The sequence below is a fragment of the Vibrio sp. T11.5 genome (assembly GCF_027587155.1).
GTDB classification, from domain to species: Bacteria; Pseudomonadota; Gammaproteobacteria; order Enterobacterales; family Vibrionaceae; genus Vibrio; species Vibrio neptunius.
Map to the genome: position 1 here is coordinate 54,278 of NZ_JAPPTP010000006.1, position 25,126 is coordinate 79,403.

General features: G+C 45.7%; 24 protein-coding genes. 5 read left to right on the forward strand and 19 right to left on the reverse strand.

All coding sequences use genetic code 11. The features are described from left to right. Positions 1 to 34: 34 nt before the first annotated feature. The 6 genes from OH455_RS08475 to OH455_RS08500 form a co-directional block, all read right to left on the reverse strand. Entirely contained in the window at positions 35 to 1,288 is a 1,254-nt protein-coding gene (locus tag OH455_RS08475; RefSeq protein WP_045974871.1) for an NAD(P)/FAD-dependent oxidoreductase, read from the reverse strand. After that, on the reverse strand, positions 1,288 to 2,670 hold the full coding sequence (locus OH455_RS08480) for an FAD/NAD(P)-dependent oxidoreductase (protein ID WP_269981070.1): 1,383 nt from the start codon (positions 2,668 to 2,670) through the stop codon (positions 1,288 to 1,290). Before OH455_RS08480 ends, OH455_RS08475 begins: the two co-directional genes overlap by 1 nt. Next, entirely contained in the window at positions 2,667 to 2,987 is a 321-nt protein-coding gene (locus tag OH455_RS08485) for a (2Fe-2S)-binding protein (protein ID WP_045974873.1), read from the reverse strand. Before OH455_RS08485 ends, OH455_RS08480 begins: the two co-directional genes overlap by 4 nt. A 388-nt stretch (positions 2,988 to 3,375) precedes the next feature. Further along, positions 3,376 to 3,582, reverse strand: coding sequence for a hypothetical protein (locus tag OH455_RS08490; protein WP_269981071.1), 207 nt, complete (start codon positions 3,580 to 3,582; stop codon positions 3,376 to 3,378). 18 nt (positions 3,583 to 3,600) lie between these two features. Continuing rightward, a complete protein-coding gene (locus OH455_RS08495) occupies positions 3,601 to 5,145 on the reverse strand; it encodes a M28 family metallopeptidase (RefSeq protein ID WP_045974874.1) in 1,545 nt (514 codons plus the stop codon). An 84-nt stretch (positions 5,146 to 5,229) separates the two neighbouring features. Further along, on the reverse strand, positions 5,230 to 7,569 hold the full coding sequence (locus tag OH455_RS08500) for a M4 family metallopeptidase (protein WP_269981072.1): 2,340 nt from the start codon (positions 7,567 to 7,569) through the stop codon (positions 5,230 to 5,232). Between the two features lie 545 nt (positions 7,570 to 8,114). Between OH455_RS08500 and OH455_RS08505 the strand changes: the two genes are divergently transcribed. Next, positions 8,115 to 8,300: a hypothetical protein gene (locus OH455_RS08505; RefSeq protein ID WP_269981073.1), complete on the forward strand. Its 186-nt coding sequence runs from the start codon at positions 8,115 to 8,117 to the stop codon at positions 8,298 to 8,300. Here the strand turns inward: OH455_RS08505 and OH455_RS08510 are convergent. After that, positions 8,278 to 9,258 carry a ribonuclease Z gene (locus OH455_RS08510; RefSeq protein ID WP_269981074.1) on the reverse strand — a complete coding sequence of 327 codons (981 nt, stop codon included), beginning with the start codon at positions 9,256 to 9,258 and terminating at the stop codon, positions 8,278 to 8,280. The two genes, OH455_RS08505 and OH455_RS08510, sit on opposite strands and share 23 nt — an antisense overlap. An 8-nt stretch (positions 9,259 to 9,266) precedes the next feature. After that, a complete protein-coding gene (locus OH455_RS08515; RefSeq protein ID WP_269981170.1) occupies positions 9,267 to 10,142 on the reverse strand; it encodes a LysR family transcriptional regulator in 876 nt (291 codons plus the stop codon). A 157-nt stretch (positions 10,143 to 10,299) separates the two neighbouring features. On the opposite strand from OH455_RS08515, the gene hisC reads away from it, so the two are divergent. Further along, a complete protein-coding gene (gene hisC, locus OH455_RS08520) occupies positions 10,300 to 11,418 on the forward strand; it encodes a histidinol-phosphate transaminase (protein WP_269981075.1) in 1,119 nt (372 codons plus the stop codon). Then, a complete protein-coding gene (locus tag OH455_RS08525; protein WP_206373947.1) occupies positions 11,402 to 12,175 on the forward strand; it encodes an ABC transporter substrate-binding protein in 774 nt (257 codons plus the stop codon). The genes hisC and OH455_RS08525 overlap by 17 nt, the downstream gene beginning before the upstream one ends. Before the next feature lie 30 nt (positions 12,176 to 12,205). On the opposite strand, the gene OH455_RS08530 is transcribed toward OH455_RS08525, so the two are convergent. The 10 genes from OH455_RS08530 to OH455_RS08575 form a co-directional block, all read right to left on the reverse strand. Continuing rightward, complete coding sequence (locus tag OH455_RS08530) at positions 12,206 to 12,976, reverse strand: substrate-binding periplasmic protein (RefSeq protein WP_269981076.1); 771 nt, start codon at positions 12,974 to 12,976, stop codon at positions 12,206 to 12,208. Positions 12,977 to 13,233: 257 nt separating this feature from the next. Continuing rightward, complete coding sequence (locus OH455_RS08535) at positions 13,234 to 13,659, reverse strand: YccF domain-containing protein (protein ID WP_269981077.1); 426 nt, start codon at positions 13,657 to 13,659, stop codon at positions 13,234 to 13,236. A 28-nt stretch (positions 13,660 to 13,687) separates the two neighbouring features. Continuing rightward, entirely contained in the window at positions 13,688 to 13,981 is a 294-nt protein-coding gene (locus tag OH455_RS08540; protein WP_045974882.1) for an antibiotic biosynthesis monooxygenase family protein, read from the reverse strand. Between the two features lie 39 nt (positions 13,982 to 14,020). Then, positions 14,021 to 14,749 (reverse strand): sulfite exporter TauE/SafE family protein, encoded by a 729-nt coding sequence (locus tag OH455_RS08545; RefSeq protein ID WP_269981078.1) that lies wholly within the window; start codon positions 14,747 to 14,749, stop codon positions 14,021 to 14,023. A gap of 112 nt (positions 14,750 to 14,861) precedes the next feature. Next, positions 14,862 to 16,406, reverse strand: coding sequence for a cryptochrome/photolyase family protein (locus OH455_RS08550; protein WP_269981079.1), 1,545 nt, complete (start codon positions 16,404 to 16,406; stop codon positions 14,862 to 14,864). A gap of 1 nt (position 16,407) precedes the next feature. Further along, a complete protein-coding gene (locus OH455_RS08555; RefSeq protein WP_269981080.1) occupies positions 16,408 to 17,730 on the reverse strand; it encodes a DASH family cryptochrome in 1,323 nt (440 codons plus the stop codon). Positions 17,731 to 17,805: 75 nt separating this feature from the next. Next, positions 17,806 to 19,023, reverse strand: coding sequence for an MFS transporter (locus tag OH455_RS08560; protein ID WP_269981081.1), 1,218 nt, complete (start codon positions 19,021 to 19,023; stop codon positions 17,806 to 17,808). A 9-nt stretch (positions 19,024 to 19,032) separates the two neighbouring features. Further along, positions 19,033 to 19,215, reverse strand: coding sequence for a hypothetical protein (locus tag OH455_RS08565; RefSeq protein ID WP_084720196.1), 183 nt, complete (start codon positions 19,213 to 19,215; stop codon positions 19,033 to 19,035). Between the two features lie 124 nt (positions 19,216 to 19,339). Then, entirely contained in the window at positions 19,340 to 19,942 is a 603-nt protein-coding gene (locus tag OH455_RS08570; RefSeq protein ID WP_269981082.1) for a glutathione S-transferase N-terminal domain-containing protein, read from the reverse strand. Beyond that, complete coding sequence (locus OH455_RS08575; RefSeq protein WP_269981083.1) at positions 19,933 to 20,346, reverse strand: rhodanese-like domain-containing protein; 414 nt, start codon at positions 20,344 to 20,346, stop codon at positions 19,933 to 19,935. The genes OH455_RS08570 and OH455_RS08575 overlap by 10 nt, the downstream gene beginning before the upstream one ends. A gap of 121 nt (positions 20,347 to 20,467) precedes the next feature. On the opposite strand from OH455_RS08575, the gene OH455_RS08580 reads away from it, so the two are divergent. Continuing rightward, the gene (locus OH455_RS08580) at positions 20,468 to 21,433 is read left to right on the forward strand and encodes a helix-turn-helix domain-containing protein (protein WP_269981084.1); all 966 of its coding nucleotides are present in this window, start codon (positions 20,468 to 20,470) and stop codon (positions 21,431 to 21,433) included. A gap of 60 nt (positions 21,434 to 21,493) precedes the next feature. On the opposite strand, the gene thrS is transcribed toward OH455_RS08580, so the two are convergent. Continuing rightward, a complete protein-coding gene (gene thrS, locus OH455_RS08585) occupies positions 21,494 to 22,771 on the reverse strand; it encodes a threonine--tRNA ligase (protein WP_333482724.1) in 1,278 nt (425 codons plus the stop codon). A gap of 389 nt (positions 22,772 to 23,160) precedes the next feature. Here thrS and OH455_RS08590 point away from each other — a divergent pair, with 389 nt between their 5' ends. Further along, on the forward strand, positions 23,161 to 25,008 hold the full coding sequence (locus OH455_RS08590; protein WP_269981085.1) for a M3 family metallopeptidase: 1,848 nt from the start codon (positions 23,161 to 23,163) through the stop codon (positions 25,006 to 25,008). The last annotated feature ends 118 nt before the right edge of the window (positions 25,009 to 25,126 follow it).

The following is a 25,126-nucleotide window of genomic DNA, read 5'->3' on the forward strand; positions in this document are numbered from 1 at the left end:
TTGCTGGCTCAGCTCTAATTACACGCGAGCGTGTTTACAACGCGTGATCCAGTTGGTATTTGCCAATCATTTCCCCTTCGCTATTTAGGAAGCGTTGGTAAGAAAAAGGCGAGATATCAACGCAAGTCGGCAAACTTCTCACAAGCTCATCAAGAATTCGCCCAGTGATCGCTGACGTCAACATACCCGTGCGGAAATGTCCGCATGCATTGAGGTAGCCCTCAACACCCGGAACAGGGCCAATAATCGGTAGCTCATCTGGAGACCCCGGACGCAAGCCCGCCCAACAACGCTTGATGTTCATATCTTTTAGCGCTGGTATGGATTTCATCGCACCTTGACCTAACTGCTTGATGTACTTAATGTCGTTACTGGTATCAAACCCGCGCTCTTCAGTCGTTGAACCAATCAAGATTTCACCATTGTCTTTTTGCGCGATGTAACAGTCACTGGTTGTCAGACAACCATTCAGTAGCTTAGGCAGTTTCTCTGTGATGATCACTTGTCCTTTCACCGGGAACACGGGTAATTTATAACCGGTTGCCCACTGACTAATGGTCTCTGCCCAAGCACCTGCAGCATTAACCATCATTTTACACGGCAACACACCCTGCTCGGTTTTTACCGCAGTAACTCGATTGCCTTGTCTTTCAATGCCTGTCACTTTGGTATTCAGATACAGCTCAGCCCCATTTTGGCGTGCGGCTTCTAAATACGCTTCATTAAGACGATACGGATTAATTTGATGGTCACAGTCAAACTCCATCGCCCCAATGGCTTCCTTGGAAACATTCGGCTCTTCAGCGTGCAGCTCATCTTGAGTTACCCAGCGGACGTGATCATGACGATCCGGTACTGCTGCTGCGATTTGCTCAGCGTACATACGATCGTACTTATCGAACAGCAAAAACTTAAGCCCAGTGCGTTCAAACTTGAAGTCAACACCGTGGTTTTCAACTAACTCTTCGTATAGAGCGGGATACATAGCGTTCGACATCATCGCCATATCAAAAAAAGGTTTTGGCATTATATGAGGATTCATTTCCGGCGCTTCGCTAACCCCAGACTCCTGCATTTGTTTCGACAACGTCTTAAAAAGGATGACACCACAACCAAGTCCAGTCGATTCGCCCATCGCCCACAGCCCACCTGCCGATGCTCGAGACGCATTCCCTGGATATTTGAAGTCAACGACGGCAATCTTTAGATCTTTCTGTCGGCTAAGGAAATAAGCAATGGACGCACCAATAACACCGCCACCACAAATGACTACATCATACGCTTTCATTATTCTTCCTCCAGCGCTGCAAATGGGATTGGATCAAGTGGGAATCTAGGACGTACTAAGCCTTGTTCCTGACTGAACCCTTCTTTCTTCAATCTGTCGTAGCAATAGTGAGCGCAGGTTTTGCCCTGACAGTCACCCATAGTTACGCGGGTACGCATTTTTAGAGTCACAATATCGCGGCAGCCTTGAGCTATCGCCTCATCTATCGCTTTTTTCTTAACCTGTTCACAGCGACATATCACCGTATCTTCTTCTGGTAGAGAAAGTAGGCCTAACTCACGGAAACCCGCATTGTCGAATGCCTGACGAAAACGATAGAGACGAGATAACTTACATCGTATCTCAACTATGTATTGCTCTGCATCCGCACTGCCCAGTTTTCCCATTTCACAAGCAATGGCTTTTGCGGCAATCTTGCCTTCAAGCATGGCAGCGTCTGCACCTGCAATTTTAGCGCTATCACCAGCGCAGAAAATGTTTTCCTGGCTGCTCTTTTGCCATTTATCAACGGCGGGGATCGCCCCGCTCATGTGGTCATACTCTATGTTAAGACCGATGAGCTGGGCTAATTGTGAGCGAGCAGCAAAGCCATAGCCCACACCTAAAGTATCAACAACATGAGTCACAGCCTGAGAGTGATCTGGGAACCAGTTGTTATCATAAGGAGCAACAGTGACTTCATTGAGTTGGTCGGTGCCTTCTGCTTTTACAAGTCCCCAACCGTAATGGAGAGGGATATTGTGTTGCTTTAGGTACCACATCATTGATAGCCCGTCTAACGCTTGCTGAGGGCGATTGAGCATTGCAAATGTTTCCTTGGCTATTGACGAAAACTTTGCCGCTTCATAAATCGCTTCAACCTGACAACCAGCTTTGTGTAACTGACAAGCGACGAGCACCAACAGTGGTCCACTGCCCGCGATCACGACCTTCTTCCCAGGACGAACTAAACCACTCTTGATTTGAAGCTGTATAGCGCCTAGTAGCATCACTCCAGGAAGCTGCCATCCCGGAAAAGGGATACTTCTTTCCTGACACCCAGTGGCCAATATCAGGTGGTCATAGTCAATGCGAGAAAGCTTGTGATCATGCGTCAGCAACAAGCTGTTTTCTCCTAAAGGCCCAAGTACTCTTGTCTGAGTTCTTAAATCGATAGAAGACGCGTTACTCTGGTAATCTTCTTGAAGCTTATCCATCGCCTTGGTGAGTTTTTCATCTAAGTGGGGCATGTCCGCTGTTTTGCGCCACGGCCCACGATAGATAACCCCTCCAGCTTTCGGTGCTTCGTCAATGACGGTGGTATGAATACCAAAGCGTGCCAGTTCGGTTGCCGCCGACATACCTGCCGGCCCACCTCCTACAATCACGACTTTATTAGTCATATCTCCCCCCCTTGTTCCATCACCAAATTGCGGCTAGTTTCCACCTTCATATCTGGCTTCACGATCGTCTGACAAGCTCTTTGCTTGTGACGACCATCAATGTGCAGCAAGCAACAATGGCACACTCCCATTCCGCAGTATGCGCCTGATTCAGCGCCATAATCATTCTTCATTAACTGACGAATGTTTGAAGCTAACAAAGCACTGAGTACACTCTCACCTTCAACAGCCGGAATGGTTTTTCCGTCAACATTGATGGTGAAGGGCTTATCGAGCACCTTAGTAATATCTTGGTTTCTTTTTGTTATAGAATTCATATACCTCTCCAATGCAACAAAGCGCACACGCATCATACCCATAAAAAAATTAAGGGAAATGATCAAAAAAGACGCATTTTCAATTTAAAAAGAGCCATCACAATTATTGTGGGAAATACTTGTGCTACTACTCAATATCTCATCAGACCACTGCAAAAATAGAGTTTGGCAGAATAATCTGTCCGAAAAACACAAGGATTCATACAGAAAATTTATGACCACGACTCATAATAGTGAATTAGAAAAATTAATTTTCGATGACATGAGCTAGGTTTCGAGCGTTAAGCTCTTTAAAGTAAAACCTATCTCCAGTGTCTCCTAGTTCAGCTCTCAGCCTCTTCTCGTTAGAACTTATAGATACCTTTCCACTGGTCGGTATTGCATCTCATCAGTCACCCAATGCTTGGCGAGGGTAACTCACCAGAAAGATATCTACTTCGAAGCTAGCGATCACGAGCCCTTGAACACACTTATTCAGGATTCTTTGCACCAGTATATAGGTAGGGAAAAGTGACGAATGTCGGTCGCCAGATATCCTATTGGTTTGCCCTAAACCAAAATTCAGTGACGACTCATCATCAAAAAAGTCCACCATTTGGTGGACTTCTTTCTGTTATTGCTTCTGATCCTGTGCATTTTCTGGGCTAAAGCTAGCCACAATATCTACTTCATCAAAGTTACGGTAACCACGAATCATAATGTTGAACTCACCGGCTGGTTTATTGAATACACACTGTTCATTGCTGCCATTCTGGAATGGACGACAGTCATATTCTGTTTTCGAAACCGAACCTTCGTAGGTCACATATAAATCTGCATCACCACTGCGTGGCCCTGTAATAGAAATCGTCACCTCACCTGGCTCTGTGGTGCGGAAAACGAAGAACTGTTCATCAAAATAACCAGACGTCAGATTCTCCACTGGCGTACCGTTTTCCAGCTCCTTCACTGGCGACTCAACATCATCCAAACTGGTTTCAACCAAGTAGGCGATCGCTAACTTAGCAAATTTACTCGCATGGCTTGCAGTTGGATCGGAATTCTCCAGCGTGTCGTGTTCAGTGTGGATATGCGGGTTGTAATCATTGAACATGGTTTCAAACGGCATTGCTGACGGGTAACCAGCGTTATGCCATGAAGCGTGGTCAGAACAGGCGTAGCCACAGCGGTCAAAATCATAAGTAATTTCACTCGCGTAGGTGTCAATCAGTTCACTGAGGAATTGCGTTAAATTCGCGTCGGTGTAATCGTTGATGAAAGTAATATCATGAGCCGAACCGTTGTAGTTGGTCATATCCAGTTGCAAGGCAGAGACAACATTAGCCTGCTCGCCTTTCAGCGTTTGAGCGATGTCTTGAGAACCTCGCAAGCCCACTTCTTCTGCAGCATAGCCGTAGAACTTGATGGTGCGATCTGGCTGGATACCGCTGGCGATCATCAGGCGAAGTGCTTCCGTCACCGTCGCTATACCCGAAGCGTCATCATCGGCTCCCGGTGATATTGTACCTTCGGTTGTCCATGACCCAACTGTTGAATCTAGGTGACCACCCACCACAACGATCTCGTCTGGGTGCTTGGCACCGACTAAAGTTACTTCAACCGATTTCTGTGGGTAATCACTGTGTGAGATTTGCTGAGCTGAGGCATAAGGTACATCCTTAATCTCTTCTTGCCAGCGCTCTAGCAACCAGTTCGAAGCAGCAATACCCGTAGAGGTGGTATAAAAACGGTTAGTAAAGCTGGTTAGGTTTTCAATGGTAGTAACCATGTTGTTTGGTTCAACCTGCGCAATCAACGACTCGACCGTATCGTGGTGGCTGATCACCGGCTTCTCAAACGTACTCATCGACAGTGGCATACCCGCTGCTTTCATTGCGCTTGCCTTGTCTGCATGCACCATGTAACCACCACAACGGTGTTTTGCTTCGTGCATATGACTGGAAAGCGCCGCCAACTGCTTCTCATTAATTTTGGCGACAACAGCATTTGGATTCGCTGCAAAGCCGCTGACTACCGCTGCCCCGTGCTGCGTAACCAAATGTTGCGCATCTGCATCTGTGGTAATCCACACTTCTCCATCTTTCAGTACGTTGACATCTGAAGCAGCAAAGGCGGAAGCGCTCCCAAATAGAGCTAAAGCTAGTAATGTCTTTTTCATAGCAGAACTGAGTTCCTTATAAATTCTTTAGGCTTGATAAAAAGCAGGGCCCCATATAAGGAGCCCCGTCGTTTTTAGAATGGACTAGTTGGCTTTGATGAAGCGGTAACGCTTCGTTTCAGAACAAACGTCACCTGAGGTACATACCTGGTACTCAACATCAATCGTGCCGTTGTGACGGAACTTGTCGACGTAAGAGGTAAATTCAGTTGCACCCACCACTTTGCCATTGCGTTTCACAACAAAGTAATCGTCTGTTAGGTATTCCCAAGCTAGCTTAACGCGGGCCTTACCATTAGGCTGCTTGTTACCAAATTGCAGTTTAAGTGGGAACGCGTCTGTTGCCGTATCTTCAATTGTGATGGTCTTATTAGTCGACGTCGCAGAACCAGCATTGTCTGTTACCGTCAGAGTCACAACGTAATCACCAGCTGCTGCGTAAGTGTGGCTAACCACAGCACCTGACTGAGAGTTACCGTCACCAAGATTCCACTGGTAAGAAACAATCTCGCCATCGCTATCACTGCTCGTGCTGGTTAGGTCAACTTTCTTGCCCGTGACAACGTGGTTGAATGAAGCTACTGGTGGAACGTTAGTGCTACCGGAATCAAACGATGCTTTAAGGCTTGCATCTGCATATTCAGAGTAGCCAAATACATTGACGGTATAACGGCCAGCCGTTGGGTTTTCGATGACACAGATTTCATCAGTCACCGACTCACTCTTACAGATGTTTTCCTGAGAGCTCGGTGCGTAGTCAAGACCAACGTAGATATCTGGGTCGCCAGTTGACACGCCAAGTTCTACCGTTAGCTTATCTTTACCTTCTGGCACTTCTATATCGAAGTAAGTTTTCGAGCCTGTACCACCAGCAACCGTCACTGCTTGAGCGTTTTCGAGACGTTGATACTCTGGCTCAGGTGGCAAAGGTGGCTCAGCACATGGCTCAACACCAACCAGACCAAATGCCGCCACAACATCTTCAGAGTTGTAGCCTAGGTCATTTGCAGCGTTTTTCACACCACAGGCGCCTTGCCAGAAATCACTGTCTTCTGCCCAGTAGATCTGGTTGGCCAGAACAAACAATTCAAATGCTTTCTTGGTATCCCAACCCTGTGTGGTCGCGATGTGGTAGAAGGCTTTATTGAATACGCCAGAACTGTAGTGAACGTTAAGACCATCGTAGTAGTCAGAAGCGTGATTGATAGAAGAGCCGTCACGTGAAGGATCATCCATGTAACGCAATGCACCGTCTGCTTTAAAGATGTCACGACCGACCATCCAGTCGTTAGTCCCTTTCATGTAGTATTCAGCGGCTTCACCAGCGATATCTGAGAAGGCTTCATTCATACCACCAGACTGATTTGCATAAATAAGACCTGAGTTTTGCTCAGTAAAACCGTGGCTGACTTCGTGCGCGGATACATCCAAACTCACTAGAGGGTAGAAGTAACTTTCACCGTCACCGAAGGTCATTGCCTGGCCATCCCAGAAAGCGTTTTCGTAACCGTTTCCATAGTGAACACGCATCATCAGTTTGAACGTCAACGGTGCCGTATCAAACCAGTCTTTATACATGTCGAATACAACGTTACCGAAGTAATGTGCGTCGTTCAGCGGTGAAAAAGCACCATTGATTTCTTTGTGCGCATTACGCGGACATTCATAGGAATAAGGCGTAGAGCCTGATGTCGCACCGTTCAGATCCACGGTGACAACGTTATCGGATTCCATTACACACTCAGTGCCGTTTTCCGTCACATCAAGGTAGTGGTAATCAGTACCGTACTCATACTGGCCTGTTTTCTCGTTACCACCAGGGCCAGTACCAATTTGGGCGTGGGCAATCCCCTCCCAACGTTCAATAATTTCACCGCTGTGGGCATCCAACATGGTAAACGGACGCGACGGATGAGCTTTGCCTTCGATTAGGTAAGAAATCACATAAATCAAACGAGTTTTATCACCGTCTTGATATACGTAAAGGTCGTCTTTGGCGTTCGCTAAAGATGGACTCGCTGCAACACCAGCTTTAAGATCTTTGCTCGCCAGCTCTAGTGCTTGTGCACGGTTGAGAGAAGGTTTTACGAACTTACGATCAACGCCGGCCATCTTAACGTATTTACCCTGAACGGCTTTTAGGGCACCACCTTTGGCACTTTGCGTTGCATTTAGGTAGTGACCCCAAACAGGCACTCCCCAGATATTTTGCTGGACTTTGACTTTGTAGATACCACGCTTCTTCAGGTTGACTTCTTTTACCATTTTGAAGCTGGAGGCATTGTCTACACCAAGCTGAGAGTTCAGCCCGGAAAATGATGTAAAGTTGATTGGTTTGCTTAAATAAACTGACTCACCGGCATGTGCAGATAGTGACATCGCACTCGCTACGGCTACTGCCAAAAAATGCTTGGCTATTTTCATTATGATTCTCCTTATCGTGGCATTTTATAAATGCCGGAGATAAACATAACATTAACAATTTAAATTAATACAAACCATTTTTAACAATTATTTAATAAACCAAACAAGTGCACAATATCAACAGTATTTATTTTATCAATCATAAATTAAACCAATTTATTTCAAACAAAATCAGTTAGTGTCAAGTATAAAACCTATTAATTGATAGAAACTATAGGGAGATTTGTATTATACAAATCTCCCTATAGATAAAACTAACTATATTTATAATAATCAATAGAAACAGTGATTTATAAAAAACATAGTTCATTACAATGAAGAAAAAGTCATTCATAGTCATTTTTCAGATATTTTAAATTTAAAAAATGAGAAAAGTAATATTTATACCCTTATATTTTATGACAAATTTAAAAATATAAAGCCGTTCAATAGTGATGATTACTGAATAAATCGAACTCGGATTAATACCAATATTATCGCGACCAGCAACTGAAGTATAAAGCATGTAACGAATACCGCTTGCTCACCAAAGCTAACAACTATATATGGCAAAACCCAAACTAGCCACGAGGCTCAAACAGTTTGAAAAGATTGAGAAAAACTTAATCAAACAAGGCATTTATCAACCACTCTTTCATGTAGAACAGAATCTCAATATCTCAGACACCGTGACAGCACCTGCACTGCTTGCTAACGGTTGGATAGACTTCAATCAGGTGGTGATGAAATAGGTGGCTCGACTAACGTCACTTTACCCTGTTTGTCGATTCGATAGCGTAGTAAGTCTTGTGCAAGGAATAAGTTGCCAGAGTATACCTGCTCAGCCTCTGAGCGAATAATCTCGACTGACAACTCTGCTTGAGGGTGTCGCTGATAACGTGGGCTGAAATGGGTAAGAATCAAGTTAGGGATACCAGCGACTTCGGCAAACTCCGCAACCAACTTTCCGTAGCTGTGGCCAAACGCTTTCGCCTGTTTGGCAAAAGCTTCGGCATAAGTCGACTCATGAACCAGCAAATGGCATTCTTCACATAAGTGCTTGAGCAGCTCAGGCTCGGCATTATCACCAGCGATAACAAGCTTTCTTGGCCCATGCTCCAAATAAGTGAACTCTTCGCTGATCAGCGTTTTGCCTTGATGTTCGACATTTTGCCCTTTGACTAACTGCCCCCATAACGGGCCTTGTGGTACACCTTGCTGTGCCAGCTTGTCAAAATTTAGATAAGCTTTTACCGTACTTTCGGTAAAACAATAGGCGAAAGAAGGCACACGATGCTCTAATTCACACAACGAAATAGTGAATTGGCCTATCGTCATTGAGGGCAAAGATTCAGCAGAGACAAACTGAAGCTCGTAAGGCAAGTGAAGCTTAGTAAATTGCATTGTCGCTTCAAGCCATTCTCGGATCCCTTTCGGCGCAATAATGATTAAAGGATCTGAACGACGATTCATTCCAGCGCTGGCAAGTAAGCCCGGCAAACCAAAGCAATGGTCACCATGTAAGTGAGTAATGAAAATCGCCTTGAGGTAATTGAGCGACAAGGGCGTATGCAGCAACTGGTGTTGGGTGGCTTCACCACAATCAACCAGAAACCAGCCTTTGCCTACACTTTCCATCACAGCCGTAGCAGAGACGTTTCTTGCTTTGGTTGGTGTACCTGATGATGTCCCTAATAAACAAATTTCCATCATTTACCTTATTGTTGTTCCAGCCAGTCAGATAACGCTTTGACCGATTCATTCGGCTCTTGATTGGCTGAAAGCAGAAAGTAACTATTGCCAGATCGGATACGTTTATCAAACGGGCAGAGCAAGCGATTTGACCTAATGTCCTGCTCCGCCAAGGTGACATCTCCCACGGCCATCCCAAAACCCTGTTGAGCGGCATTCATGGCCTGATCTAACGTAGCAAACGTCTGATTCCCTTTCCCTTTAAGTGTAGATTCGTCACAACTGTTGCACCACAGCATCCAGTCAGACTGCTCAGGGTTTGCATGTAACCAAGTAAAGCGATTGACCAAAACGTCTTGTAAGGGTTCATTCCGCTCGACGCACTGTGACCACAACTGAGGTGAACAAATGGGCGCTAGAATTTCATCAAACAACAGGGTTTGGGAAACCTGTTTACTTCGCACTGGCTTACCATAAACGATCACCATATCAAAACTGTCAAAATCTGGATGAAACTGGTGCTTAGTAGTTGAAGTCAGTTCGACATTCACATCAGGGCTGGTCTGCTGAAAATTGGCTAAGCGCGCCAGTAACCAGGTGGTAATACAGCTGGGTGCTAATAGCTTTACACGGTTGGCACTTTCAGACACTTCTCTGACTGAGCGTTGTAAGCGCTTGATAATATCTTGTGCGAGTGGCATGAACATACTCCCTTCAGGCGTCAAGGCGAGTCCTCGAGCACGGCGATAAAACAAGTTCACTCCCATCAAAGATTCGAGAGACTGAATCTGCCTGCTGACCGCACCTTGCGTCATGTTGAGCGACTCAGCGGCATGGGTCAGGTTAAGGTATTCAGCAGTTGCTAAGAATGCCTGTAAGTTTTTCGTCGAAGGTAAGCGCATCATTACCACCCTACTAGCTATGCGTTTTTTGCATAGCTAGTATGCCTTTATTTCGATTCTACTCAAATGGATTTTTGACTATGTTTTTATCGAATAAGAAATTCTACTTATTAATTCGTTTTATTATTGATTTATTATGCAGTAAAGGGATATTGAAATGACGTCACTGGCAGACAAGATCGCACCAGATAACATAAAAAAATTAATACCTTATCAATCTGCACGACGCATTGGAGGGTCTGGTCGGTTGTGGCTAAACGCCAACGAGTTAGAGCAACCACTGCATTTCAGCGACCAACAAAATGCTTACCATCGTTATCCTGACTTTTTGCCTCAGGACATCGCTTGCGCTTATCAGGATTACTGCCACACCCAACAGCCCGTTCTCGCAGTGAGAGGCGCTGATGAAGCGATTGATCTTCTCGTGCGCACTTTCTGCCAACCGGGAAAAAGTCGCATCGCTATCTGTAGCCCTACGTATGCGATGTATGAATTTTGTGCTGATTCACTTGCCGTTGAAACCATCGACATCCCTTTGCTTGCGCCGGATTTTGCTCTGGATGTAGACGGTGTTGTAAAAGCGGCGGAGTCGGCAAACTTGGTGTTTCTTTGTTCACCCAATAACCCGACAGGCCAGATGCTGAGTCGACAAGATGTACTGTCTGTGCTCGAACAAACACAAGATCAAGCACTGATTGTCGTGGACGAGGCATACATTGATTTTGAACTTGAAGAAAGCGTTATCAGCTTAATCGAGCAATACCCAAATCTGGTCGTTGTTCGTACTCTCTCTAAAGCCTTTGGCCTTGCTGCTGTCCGATGTGGCTTCATTATCGCTGATACATCCGTGATGGACTACCTATATAAAATGGTCCCCCCGTACCCAATGCCAGACAGTTCAGCCGAAATCGTGTTAAACGCACTGAGCCAAGAAGGGTTGGCCAAAGTGACACAAAGTACCCAGAAGTTGATCGCCACTAAACGTTGGTTCGTTGACCAGATCCAGTCATTAGGTTGGATTGAGCAGATCTACCCTTCTTCCACCAACTTCGTGCTGATTCGCACCCGACCGGATATCGATCTGTTCAACTATTTGCTTAACGCTGGAATCGTCACCCGCAACCAATCACACGAACCGAGCCTGAATCACTGCGTGAGAATCACGATTGGCTCACAAGAATCTATGCAGGAAGTCGCTACCATCATTGGCCACTTCGCTGACCCAGTATCCATGAAAAACGAAGATAAGGATTTCGAACATGAAAAAAGTGCTTAGTGTCATTGCTTGTACTGCAGCTCTTCTGTCTACGCCTACTTTTGCAAAGCAAGTACGTCTGGCATCCGACTTCACTTACCCGCCGTTTAACTACAAAGATCAAAGCGGTAACCCAACTGGATTCGATATCGAAATTGCCGATGCACTGTGTGCTGAAGCCAAACTCGATTGTACCTGGGTCGCTCAGAACTGGGATTCACTCATCCCAAGCCTGTTGGCACGAAAGTCGGATGTCATCATGGCTTCAATGCGTATCACCGAAGAGCGCAAAAAGCGTGTATTGTTTACCAACAAGTATTACCAAACTCCGGCTCGTTTTGTCACAGCGATGGACGCTAAAGTCGACATTTCAGCGCAAGGGATGAAAGACAAAGTCATTGGTGTTCAAGGGGGTACAATTCACGATCGTTATGTAACGGACAAATTCGGCGACGTCGCAGAGATCAAACGCTATACCGGTCAGGATGAAGTCTACATTGACATGGTAAACGGCCGCTTGGATCTGACTTTTGGTAATTCTGATCAGCTAGCGTTAGCATTTCTAGCCAAAGAGATTGGACAGGGGTTCAAGTTTGTCGGCAATCCTGTGACCGACAAAGCCTACATAGGCGAAGGGACAGCATTGGCATTACGCCAGAGTGACAAAGCACTGACTGAGAAATTCAATAAAGCGATTGTCGCTATTCGCGCCAACGGTACGTATGACAAGATTGCGAAAAAATATTTCTCTTTTGACATCTATGGCGAAGAACTGTAACTCCATTTGGGCCTGCCATCAGGCCCATTATTATTGCTTAGCCACCTGTTTTCGATAACGAAGCATCACAGCGCTATCCGGTTGATAAGCGTCAATCAAAGCTGCGAGCTTGCCTTGTTTTTTCAACGTATCAAAGCTTTGAGTTAAAGCATGAACTATCTCCGGAGACGTTTGCTTGCCCGTAACTAACCACAATGCTTTGCACAATGGCTTTACCTTCATCACTTCAACAAAATTTTCAGGCTCAAAGCCGTATTGTTCCATCCGATAGGGGTAGCTGACCGTCACCAAAGGCGCGTAGTCGACCCGATTCGCACGCAGCAAGCGAATCGCATCCTTACCGTAGTTGACTGGGATAATCCGCTCAAAACCCAGAGACTGAATCAACTCTTCAAACGACCCCTCAGTTTGTGCACCAAAACGAAAGCCTTTGAGCGCCTGCAGTTGATCCGTTTCTAATCTTGGCCCATTAACATGGCGGTAGATCCCGACTTCGTAGGGTGAGACCTCACCAATCCAATGAAATTTGTCTTCTCTGACTGGCGTACGCGATATGGAAAACAGCAAGGCGTTCTTACGATTTTGTGTGATTCGCATTGCTCGTTTCCAAGGCGTGAAATGAATCTGATGAACTTGCATTGGAAAGGTTCGAGCAGCGTCTTGTACAACAGCTTCGACAAACTTGACCACATAACCTTCAGCCACACCATCTACTTCCACCTGTAGGGGCGGAAATTCCTGAGTGTAGAGCTCCAGTTCTACAGCCTGGGGATTCGCATAGCTGATTGTAGATACGATCAAACTTGACGCGCAGAGGAAGGTTTTTATTTTTGTTATCCAGCGCAGCATTAAGGGGTTATTCTTTTTTCTAAGTAGCTAATTTAGCGCACTACTATAAATGACATTTATATCGGGTCAATGTCATACAGGTCCAAACTGTCGGGTTAAGCCATCTCTTTTATTAGACAACTGAGCGAGGAGCTCACTAACGCTTATAATATAGGCGGGCGTCACTTAATCTTTGACTGAAAGCAGAAAAGCCCCAATTGGGGCTTTCATTATTTACAATACCTAGCCATCGCCGCTTGCTCTTTCGGCACCACAGTTTTACCAATCGGAGCTAGCGAGATGTACGCCAGTTTAAGGTGCTGAATAGCAAATGGAATACCAATGATGGTCACAAAGCATGCCACTGCTGACAGGATATGACCTATCGCTAACCAGATACCTGCAAACACAAACCAAATGACGTTGCCGACTAGGCCCAATGGGCTAGTGCCAATATCCATTTCATTGGTCAGCTCATCTCGGGCAATCGCTTCCTGACCAAACGGGAAGAAGGAAAAATTGCCCATCACAAAACAGGCCCGCCCCCAAGGGATACCAACGATACTGATAAAAGCTAGCAGGCCGAAGAACCACCACATCAGGCCCATGACAACTCCGCCCAGCAAAAACCAAATTATATTACCTATCGTTCTCATAACCTGTTGTTTCTCCTTTTAGAAAACCTTAATCGAACACACTCTCATAGTGTTCTACGGTCGGGAATGGATCATAAAAATGATGTAAAAGTGCTTTCCATTCCTGGTACTCAGCAGATTGCCTGAACCCGATTTCATGGTCTTCCAATGTTTGCCAGTTCACTAACAAGATATAGCGCCCCGGATTCTCAATACAACGTTGCAACTGGTGTGAAACATAGCCTTTCATACTTGAGATGATGGCCTGAGCTTTTGCAAAGTTTTGCTCGAAATCTTTCTCCATATCTGGCTTCACATCCAAGATGGCGACTTCTAGTATCATGTTTTTTCCTTAACCTAAGATGAACGTCAATAAAATGAGTTATACCAAGCCCTGCCAGACTGCCGTCGCACCACTGACGGTACACAGCATCAATGCTCCAAGGCGAATCTTTTCTTTGGGCAGAGATTGAGTCGTTGCTAAGGCGAGTTTATACCCCAACCACGCAGCAGGAAGAAGCGGAATACTGATCCACAGATGATGCGTCGTCAAAAAGCCCGCAGGCATTTGGATAATCAATGAAATGATTGAGCTGAATACAAAAAAGGCCGACAAATTGCCTCGCAGCTGATTCGCTTCCTGATGTTGTAACAACAAAGCCATCGGCGGCCCACCAATACCAGAGCTAGTGCCGAAAAAACCAGAAAAGAAACCAGCTACGCCCATGCGGGCTGGTGTAGGCTCAATGCGAAAAGGAAGTAGACTCACTGCGACTGCAAACAATACCAGCAAGCCAAGCCATAGCGCCAGCAAATCGGTCGATACCATCACCAATAGCACACCACCCGCGATAGAGCCCGGTACTCGACCAATTAATGCCATCTTAAGCCCCCCAATCTCTACGCTATCTCTATGCTTCAGTGCATTGAGAATTGAGATATAAAGCGCTACCAAGCAGATAGGAGCAGGAACATAATCTGGCGAGATAAGAAATAGCAGCGGTGCGGCAACAATCGCTAAACCAAAACCAATCGCCGTCTGCACGAACGAGCCAAGAAAAATCAGCAAAGCAGCGAGTAACGCCTCTGTGGTTATCCATTCCGCATACATATAAACAAAGACCGTTGGGATCAAAGGTCTTAATCATAATCCATTTTATTCTCAAGCGGTTCCCTAAATACCCTCTGGCACATTTTTATTTCCCATCACGCTAGAGATTGAGTTACAAATTTTCAATATGCGCCAAATAATACTCTGCCTTTTGCAAAATCTCACTTTGTGCCTGTTCCTCAAGATTGTCCCAAGACCGATAAATAACGCCAATACGCGGGTTTTGCGTTAGCGTTTCTCTGTGTTTGTGCATGAAACGCCAATACAAGCTATTCAATGGACAAGCATCGTCCTGCGTTTTTTTGCTGTGGTTATAATGGCACCCTTTGCAGTAATCACTCATTCGATTGATGTACGAACCACTCGCAGCGTAAGGTTTCGTTCCCACAATGCCACCATCGGCGAATAGAGCCATACCTCGGGTGTTAGGCATTTCTACCCATTCAATCGCGTCCACATAGATACCGAGATACCATTCATCAACCTGGGCTGGGGCAATCTCTGTCAACAAACAAAAGTTGCCTGTCACCATGAGTCTTTGAATATGATGCGCATAGGCGAAATCCAACGATTGCCCTATGGCTTCCTTCATACATGCCATTTTCGTCTCTCCAGACCAAAAATATTCAGGCAAGTCGCGTTTAGCGTCGAAGTGGTTGTGCTCAGCATAATCTGGCATATTGGCCCAGTACACGCCTCGGATGTATTCCCTCCAACCGAGAATTTGACGTATGAAGCCTTCAGCCTGAGAAATATCTATGTCTGGGTTCGACTCATACGCTGACAATGCACTATCAATCACTTCGAGAGGGTGAAGCATTTTGCTGTTTAAGGCGAAGGATAATCGACTATGGTAAAGCGACCATTTTGATGCATGCGCCTGGGTCATTGCATCTTGAAACCGGCCAAAGTTAGGTAGGCATACGGAGCAAAAGTGGGCAAGTAGCGTCAGACTTTGATTGCGGTTGATCGGCCACAACAATGGGCCTTCAAGTTGCCCTATAGTGCTGATATTGTGCCGCTCAAGCGACGCTCTAATCTCAGTGACATCATTGCCAAACAATAGCGGGGTTGGCAAACGCTCTATATCCGCTATTTTGAGTTTGTTGCGATTGTTCGCATCGTAATTCCACTTTCCACCTTTGGGCTTTCCATCTTCCATTAAGATGCTGAAATTTTTTCGCATTTTACGATAGAAATGCTCCATCATAATATGCTTTCCTGGAGGAAAATGCTGTTCAATCTGCTCAAAAGGCAGAAGAAAGTGTTCACTCTCTGTACGTTGAATACGGCAGCCTTGTATCTCTATTTCATCGAGGAGCGTTGCTAAACGAAACTCATCTGGTCTTTGATACTCGAACACGGTTGCACCAGATTCTTTGACATAGTGACGGACGAGTTGCGAGACATCAGAGAATGCCAAAGTTTGGTCCAGATTGAGGTGCAGCACTTCGTGCCCATCTTGCTGAAGATCATGCGCAAAAGCCTGCATTGCTGCGAAAAATGCACACACTTTTTGTATGTGATGTTTAACATAAGTCGCCTCAGGATGGAGCTCTGCAATCAAGTACAACACAGATTTGTCTGATTCTTTAAACCAAGAGTGACGCATATTGAGCTGATCGCCGAGAATAAGGCGGATAGTGTTAAACGTCATCTTACTCATCTCCTTTTGAACAAGAGAGTGGCCAGTCGACCATATCAACATGATCACTTGGCGTATTTGCTTTATTTCCGCGCCACCGCTCTATGAAAATCTTATCCGGATCGTACATTTCAGTTTGTTTCGCTAAATTAAAGTGACGAGAACCTCTGGGGTCCGCGCCCACGCCCGCCAAATATTGCCAATTCCCCCAGTTCGAAGCGACATCATAATCAACGAGTTGAGTCTCGAAGTAGGCGGCCCCGTAGCGCCAATCCAAACCAAGTTCATGAATCAAACAGCTTGCTACGAGTTGCCTGCCTCTATTAGACATGTACCCCGTCGCTTTAAGCTGTTTCATGCACGCATTGACGATTGGGTATTGCGTTTCACCATGTTTCCATTGCTGAAACCGGTAGCTGTAAAAGCTTGTCAATGGTGCGATATCTTTAACGCCAGAAAACTTAAACAAACGTCTTCCCCACTGCTTTCCATACCAATGAAAATACTCCCGCCACAGCAACTCAAAGAAAATCCAGTACGTTGAGTCGTTGGTTCCTTCCCTCTGCTCATATTCTTTAAGCAATACAAAGATTCTCCTCGGACTCAGGCATCCTACGGCTAACCACGGAGAAAACTTAGTCGAAAAGTCAAAACCATCAAGCTCGTTGCGAGTTTGTTTATAGTGACTTGCTAAAGATGTAGCAAAGTAACCTAAACAATGAGCGAGCCCCTGAGTTTCTCCTCCAGCGAATAGCTGACATGGTGCCTCTTCTATGTTTAATGTGCTGATTACCTGCGCAGGTTGTTCAGGTAACAAAGACAGGCTTGATTCTACACCGATAGGAAGATGCTCGACTTGCTTTCTGAATTTCGTAAAAGTGCTGGGTAATTCGCCTAACGTAAAAGAAAGAAGGCGCTGACTGAAGAGTGTGTTAACTGACTCTTGAATACAGGTGAGATCAGAGTGAAGCTGAGACAATCTGTCGACTACGCTTTGCTCATTGACACTGGAAAATAGGTCACAGTACAAATGCGTGACATCATAATCTCGGATAAAACGATGGAGAACGTCTACGGGGCGGTCATCACATACGATCAACTGCTGGCCCATATTTTCGAGAGATTGTGATAAACAGGCCACGGATTGCTGTAGAAATGCCAATCTGTCAGAGCCTAAACTCTGCTCTTGTGAATAGCGGACCAGATAGCTGTCCATTTGAGGTAAACAATAGATGCAAAGCAGGCTGTCGACCTCACGACTCGCCCGCCATAGTAATGGGTTATCTTGGATGCGAAGATCGCAAGTGAACCAGTAAAGACCAACTTTTTGTTTCAAGCCTCAGCTCCTGACTTTTCTCTTTTACATTAGTACGTGAGAAACAGGAACTAAGACTTGTGGCGAATGAATTTATTACGCTACCGCAAACCGTCGAACAGGCTTGTCGTTGATTGGCAGATGAATAATCGCCGCAGCAAACGCGAGAACAACCGTCGACCACCAAATAGGCTCATAAGAACCGTAGTAATCGTAAATACGGCCACCAGCCCAAGCGCCTAAGAAGCTACCGACCTGATGAGTGAAAAAGACCAGCCCATAAAGCGTCGACAGATACTTAGCGCCAAAGATCTGCCTCACTAAGCCAGACGTCAATGGCACAGTGCCTAGCCAACAAAAACCAATAGCTGCACCAAATATCGATGCTGTGTGCTCCGTAACTGGTAATGTCACAAACGCACTAATGACCAAAGTACGCATCAGATACAGCGCAGACATCACATGGCGTTTACTGAATTTATCGCCCATTACTCCCCAAAAATAAGAACCGAAGATATTGAAAACACCGACGTAAGCAAGTGCCATTGCAGCCGTTGAGGCAGGTAACTGTTTGTCGGCTAAATAGCTAGGTAGATGGGTAGCAATGAACATCACGTGGAAGCCACAAACGAAGAAACCAAGATGGATCAGCCAATAACCTTTATGAGACAACGCCTCTTTTAACGCCAGACTAAGCGTTAAATGATCTTCTTTCATCTCACTAGCAGAGTTTTCATTTTTGGCTGCGGTTTTCGGCGCTTGCATAAACAATGCAAATGCAATCATTGTTGAGCAAAGCATAGCAAAGCCCTGAAGCGCCCCTTGCCATCCCAAATCACTCAGCAGCATCTGCGCTCCGGGAATCATAGCAAACATACCAAAAGAGCCGGCAGCAGTGGTCAAGCCAAATGCTTTTGCTGCGTGCTGCGCAGGGACAACTTTAGCAACGGCGCCAAGAACGATGACATAGCTGGTTGCGCTCAGGCCCAAGCCAACGAGAACACCCAGCGTCCAATAAAGTGTTGAAGGCTCGACAGCGATAGAGGTCAAATACAGTCCAACACCATACGCGATAGCGCCTGCGATGATGATGCGTTTTGCGCCGAATCGGTCAGCAGCCATACCGACAAAAGGCTGAAAGACACCAAACAGCAAATTTTGCAGCGCAATAGCAAAGCTGAAAAATTCACGTCCGGTTTGAAAGTAATCTGAAACCGGCATCATGAAAATACCAAAAGATTGCCTGATACCTAGGCAGATAACCAGAATGGCGATACCTAACCAGACCATTGCTGGAAAACGGAAAATGCTCATGAACTGACCTTAATGATGGTGATGATGAGAATGGTCACCGGACATATCGTGACTTTGCTGGTGGCAACCGCTATTGATCGCCTGCTCCGCTAACAGTTCCATCAGACGCGGTGACTGATGGACGGCCAACAGAGTTAGGCAAAGCAATATCGTCATTCTCACGAGCTGAGCAAAAAGTGATTGAGAAAACATAATTCATAGTCTCAGCAAGAAAACAAAAGAGCGCGAAGTGTATTGAGCCTCTCGTGATGACTCAAATGACATTTTCACAATGACTCTATGCATGTTAGTCATAGAGTTATTGTGGATTCCTCAATCACCCGTTACGCCACTGTTTGGCTGCTTCAATCGCATAAGTTAACCCGTGCCACTCAAGCAAGCTTCTTTGGTATTCCGCCGCTTTGCCTTGAAGAGAAAGGCCGTAACGTTCGAGACGATAAGCTAAGATCGCATAGAAGGCGTCAACCATGGTCGGTTCATCGTACATAAACGGCAGCCGAGCCTTGGCAAAAATGGTATTGATACGCGTAAGATCAGAGGACAGCTCTTGCATAGGAAGTGAGTCAACCTCCGGTTTATCCAGAGTAAACGAGCAATGCGTTCTCAGTGCGACAAAACCTGAGTGCATTTCACAGCATAAACTCCGTGCTTCTGATCGTTGAAAATCACTTCGAGGTAACAATTTTCCTCCCGATAGCTCGTTTAAATACTCACTAATGGCCAGCGAATCATGGATCACGCTGTTGTTATCAATAATGAGTGCTGGTACGAGCCCTGTCGGAGAAACCAATTTAAGCTGTTCTTTCGCCTCAGGTTTCGTTAGATCGATCACCTGAGTTTCCATCTCTACCCCTGCAATGTACGTACATATCCAAGCGCGCAAAGACCAAGTAGAATCTGTTCCAACCACTAAGCGCATGCTTCAGCCTCCTGTTTGACCAGCTCAAACCCTTCATCCAGCCAGCCTGCGACGCCACCAATCATTTTTTTCACAGGTCGACCCAATTTTGCCAAACGAATAGCCGCCTTCTCGGTACCATTGCAGTGTGGCCCGGCACAATACACCACAAACTGTGTATTTGGTGGAAAAGCGCTCAGGCTCTTTTCATTCAACCTCGGGTGAGGAATGTTAATCGCTCCCTTTACCTGTCCTTGCGCAAATAGCTCTTCTCCTCTGACATCAAGCAACACAAAGTCCATACGCTCATTGGTGATAGCATGATGAACATCCCAGCAGTCTGTTTCAAACTCCAATAGTCGACTGAAATATTCCAGCGCTCGCTCACTACTAGCGGCTGGAACTCTAGTTACTGCACTTGTCATAACGTCTCCTTGTTTGTCTTTTGAAACATTATTGCGTTCAAATAAGCAACTCAACACTGGCCTAAAAGTCAATATTCGATAACAATCAGCCAAAGACTATCACTCACTAACGAGTTTCCAGATGATCAAAGTTGCCATTCTTGCCCACTCTCACATCACCTTGTTTGAAATGTCCTGCGCTGCGGAACTGTTTGCCTTACCACGGCCTGAGTTCGATCCTTGGTATGACTGCGAGATCATTAATATGGAGAATAAAGATTTTGACAGCACAGGCGGTATTACGCTCAAGACGAAATTCGTCGAGAGTTTAAAGAGTTATCACACATTGATCATTCCCGGCTGGCCGGCTGGAGACTACGATATTCCTCCACTTATTCAGCGCGAAATTCGTCAGTTTGTCAGCGAGGGTAAACGCGTTTTGTCACTTTGTTCAGGCTCTTTTTTACTGGGGAAACTCGGGCTGCTTAGAGGGCGTAAAGCCACCACACACTGGATGTATGAGAATGCATTTCGTGAGCAATTTCCTGATGTCGAATACCAGAAAGATGTACTGTACGTAGTCGATGGACAAATTGGATGCTCAGCCGGAAGCGCTTCAGCACTTGACCTGGGTCTGGCAATTATCCGTCACGATTACGGTTATCAGATTGCCAATCAGGTCGCGAAAAGGCTGGTCATATCTTCCCATCGAACAGGCGGACAAGCGCAGTTTGTTGAAACACCCATGCTCAAAGTTCCGGGCACATTTTCACAAGCGATCGCCTGGGCATCTGAGAATCTGGATAAAGCCATCACGGTTGAAGACTGGGCGCAGCAAGCCAGCATGTCTCGACGTACTTTTGATCGTAAATTTCGCGCCAGTTTTAGCCTTTCCCCCAAAGAGTGGCTGATCCAACAGCGCATCGAAAGAGCAAAAGGGTTGCTGGAAACCGAGTCCTTACCTATCGAACAATTGGCTAACCAAGCCGGGTTTGATAACGCCGTGACTATGCGCCATCACTTTCGTCGCTTGGTGGGTGTTTCCCCGCAGAAGTACAGAGCGCAGTTTGGTAAGATGAGTAGTAAAAGTCTAGGCGATGAAGCCTAAGTCAGCCATACAAAAGTAGGCCTGTTGGCCTACCTCATTTGTCACTGTCATCGACCAAAACTAAGCCAAAGAAAGTGTCGCCTCCGAACAGCCCCCTTTCTGGTGTGATTGTCTTAGTTTTTCCTTGAGATAAACAATGAGTTCATCAACAGCTACCTGAGTAATTGTCCCGTCCTCACGACATTTTATCGCTAGACTGTTTTCGGCTCGCTCTTTGTCTCCCACTACAAGCACATAGGGTATCCTGAGCTTATGGAATCGCTTAAGCTTTCGCCCTACTGAACTCGAGCTCAGATCGACCGAAACAGGGATATCATGCTCGATGCAAACGGCTTCAAGCTGGCGAGTGAAGTCATGGTCAGAATCACTCACCGACGCAATGGCAATCGGCATAGGATGCAGCCAATCAGGAAGGTGTCCTTGAGACGATTCCAACAACACGCCAATCCAACGTTCAATAGAGCCATACATTGCTTGGTGCATAATAACAGGGGCTTCAAATTCTCCTTGCTCATTAGTGTACTGAACGTCAAACCGCTCGGCTAAATTGAAGTCGAACTGAATTGTGCCACATTGCCAGCTACGCCCCATAGAATCCATCAATGACAGCTCGATCTTAGGCCCATAGAAAGCCCCTTCTCCCGGCTGAAATTCTGCTCGTAACCCCTCATGCTCACAAGCGGAGGCCAACAGCGCTTGTGCTCTCGACCAATACTCACCCGACCCTAGTGCTTTTTCTGGCTTAGTCGACACTTTTACTCCCAGTTCTCGATAGCCATAATCACCATAAACTTGCTTTGCGCGTTGCAGAAATCGACAAATTTCCTCTTCAGCTTGCGACCATCGACAGAAGACGTGTGCGTCATCCTGAGTGAACTGACGAGTTCGTAAACAGCCATTCAGTGAACCCGAAGCTTCATTTCGATGCACCAATCCAAACTCAAACAGCTTCAACGGCAAGTCTCTGTGGCTATGAACACCTCGTTTGTACATCAGAATATGTGCAGGGCATGACATTGGCTTTAACACATACCCGTTGTTATCGTCCGAGCCACCACCGAAAAACATATTGTCAGCGAACATGTCAATATGGCCTGAAGTCTGCCACAATTCTTGCTTCATAAAGATTGGCGTATTGACTTCTTGAAAGCCATTTTGGCGATATACACGACGCATATGGCGTTGAATAGTCTGAAACAATCGCCAACCACTAGGATGCCAGAAGATCATCCCCGGAGCTTGGGGTTCGGAGTGAAATAAATCGAGTTGTTCTGCAATTTCGCGATGAGTATTCATATCGTTTTCCTTGTGTGTGTTCTGAGCGAAAAGCAAAACCAAGGTATAAAAAAACCTCTGGCGGAGAATTCGCTCAGAGGTTTTTTTATAGACGTTAAAAACTACCCCCCGAGCAATCTCGTGGTGGTGGTAGTTTGATTAGCGCTTGAGTAAATCAGTTTCATATCTAATTTTTAACAAGTTTCAAAACACACTGCAAGCACATATTTCAACCGATTGATAATCGTCTACTTCAACCAAACCTAATGGCCCCGTTTGACTGCAACGCCCAATTTTATGGAAGAAATCACCAACAGTATGTTGGTGAGTTTTGGAGCTAAACTCACTTAACGTTAGAAATTGAGAAAACACAAAAATGCAACATATGTAACTGATTCCATTAAATCAGTTATGTGATAATACTACTTCATACCCACATTTTATGGACTGAAATGACTGCCACTCAATACCTCAAAGATCTCAACCAGCGTTACCTAGACGTTCATCGTACCAAAGAAGATTTATTCTGGGACACCTATATGGGGATCAGTAATGAACATGATCGTTACACGGCTGCGCAAACCGCATGGACTCACTTCCTAAGTAATGCTGAGCAGATTGCTACTATCGAACAACAGCTCAGTACGCTCAATGAAATAGCCGATACAGAAGAACGTAACCAAACTCAAATCGGGCTTGAAGGCTGGCTAGCCACTTTTCGCTCACACGCTATCGAAGGAGATAAAGCTCAGGCTCTTAAGACGGAACTGATCGCATTTGAAACTGCACTGTTTGAGAAAAAACAAAACCATGCGCTGGTTTACGTCAACGAACAGGGAGATCAAGTTGACGCTTCTTTACCGGCACTGCGCTCAACCATAATGGCAAACGATAATGAAGCCGTACGCCAGTCAGCACATCAAGCATTGTTAGATCTTGAACAGTGGCTCCTCGGTAATGGCTTTATTGACCTAGTCAAACTGCGCAACCAGTTTGCCCGCTCTTTGGGGTACGACAATTTCTTCGATTACTCAGTGCTTAAAAACGAAAAAATGACCACCACTGAGTTGTTTGCCATTCTGGATGATTTCGAGCAGCGAACCAGACAAGTCAATCTCACCAGTTTAGACAAACTCGCTAGTGAAAAAGGCCAAAATGCGCTCACAGGTTACAACTTCAATTACTCCTTTTCTGGCGATTCGATGCGTGAACTGGATCCATATGTACCGTTTTCCAAGTCACTCAGACGCTGGGTAGAATCTTTTGGCCGGCTGAACATTGATTACTCTGGCGCAGAGCTCACTTTGGACTTGCTGGATCGTCAAGGAAAATACCAAAATGGTTTTTGCCACGGCCCTATTCCTTCGTTTTATGACGATGGGCAATGGGTCGCGGCCAAGGTCAATTTCACCAGTAATGCAAAACCCGATCAGATTGGCAGCGGTTATGATGGTATCAACACCCTTTTCCATGAAGGTGGTCATGCCGCGCACTTTGCCAACGTCAAGATGAACTCGCCTTGTTTTTCTCAAGAGTTTGCACCGACGTCGATGGCTTACGCCGAAACTCAATCCATGTTCTGTGACAGCCTGCTGAATGATGCTGACTGGCTGAAACAATACGCTCTAGATGTGGACGGTAATCCAGTTCCAGACGAGATCATTCAATCGATGATCAATTGTAGCCAGCCGTTTAAGGCGTATCAGGAACGCAGCATTTTAGTGGTGCCTTACTTCGAAAAAGCTTTGTATCAACTTAGCGATGAGGAATTGACGGCGGAACACATTACGGCTTTAGCACGTCAGTGTGAGAAGCAGATCCTGGGACTAGAGTGCAGTCCTCGCCCATTGATGGCGATTCCTCATTTACTTTCTGATGAGGCATCCTGTGCATATCACGGTTACTTGCTAGCAAACATGGCAGTGTATCAAACACGAGCTTACTTCCTCGACAGGTTTGGGTATCTGACTGACAATCCTGAAATCGGTCCCTTACTGGCAGAACATTATTGGCGTGCAGGCAATCACTTATCTCACAATGACACCATCAAGAGTCTGACAGGAGAAGGCTTCAATGCCAAATATCTTGCCGAGGCATGCAGCCTCACTGCCAATCAAGCGTGGGAAATTCAAAAGCAAAAAATTGCCGACTTAAATGATCGTGAACAAATCAATGCAGCACCGTTGAATGCAAAGATCAGCATCGTTGATGGCGCCAATTGTTTAGCTGATAACGATACCTCTGATGAGCTGATGTGTGAGCAGTTTGAGCTTTATATAGAAAAAACATACGGCTGTTGATCATCCATAATGAGTCAGTCTAAGAGCTGGCTCAAGCAGCTCCGCATAATACAAATGCCAATAAACATCGTATTCCCTAGCTCTCGGGCATGAGTTAAATCTGTACCAGCTTTGATGA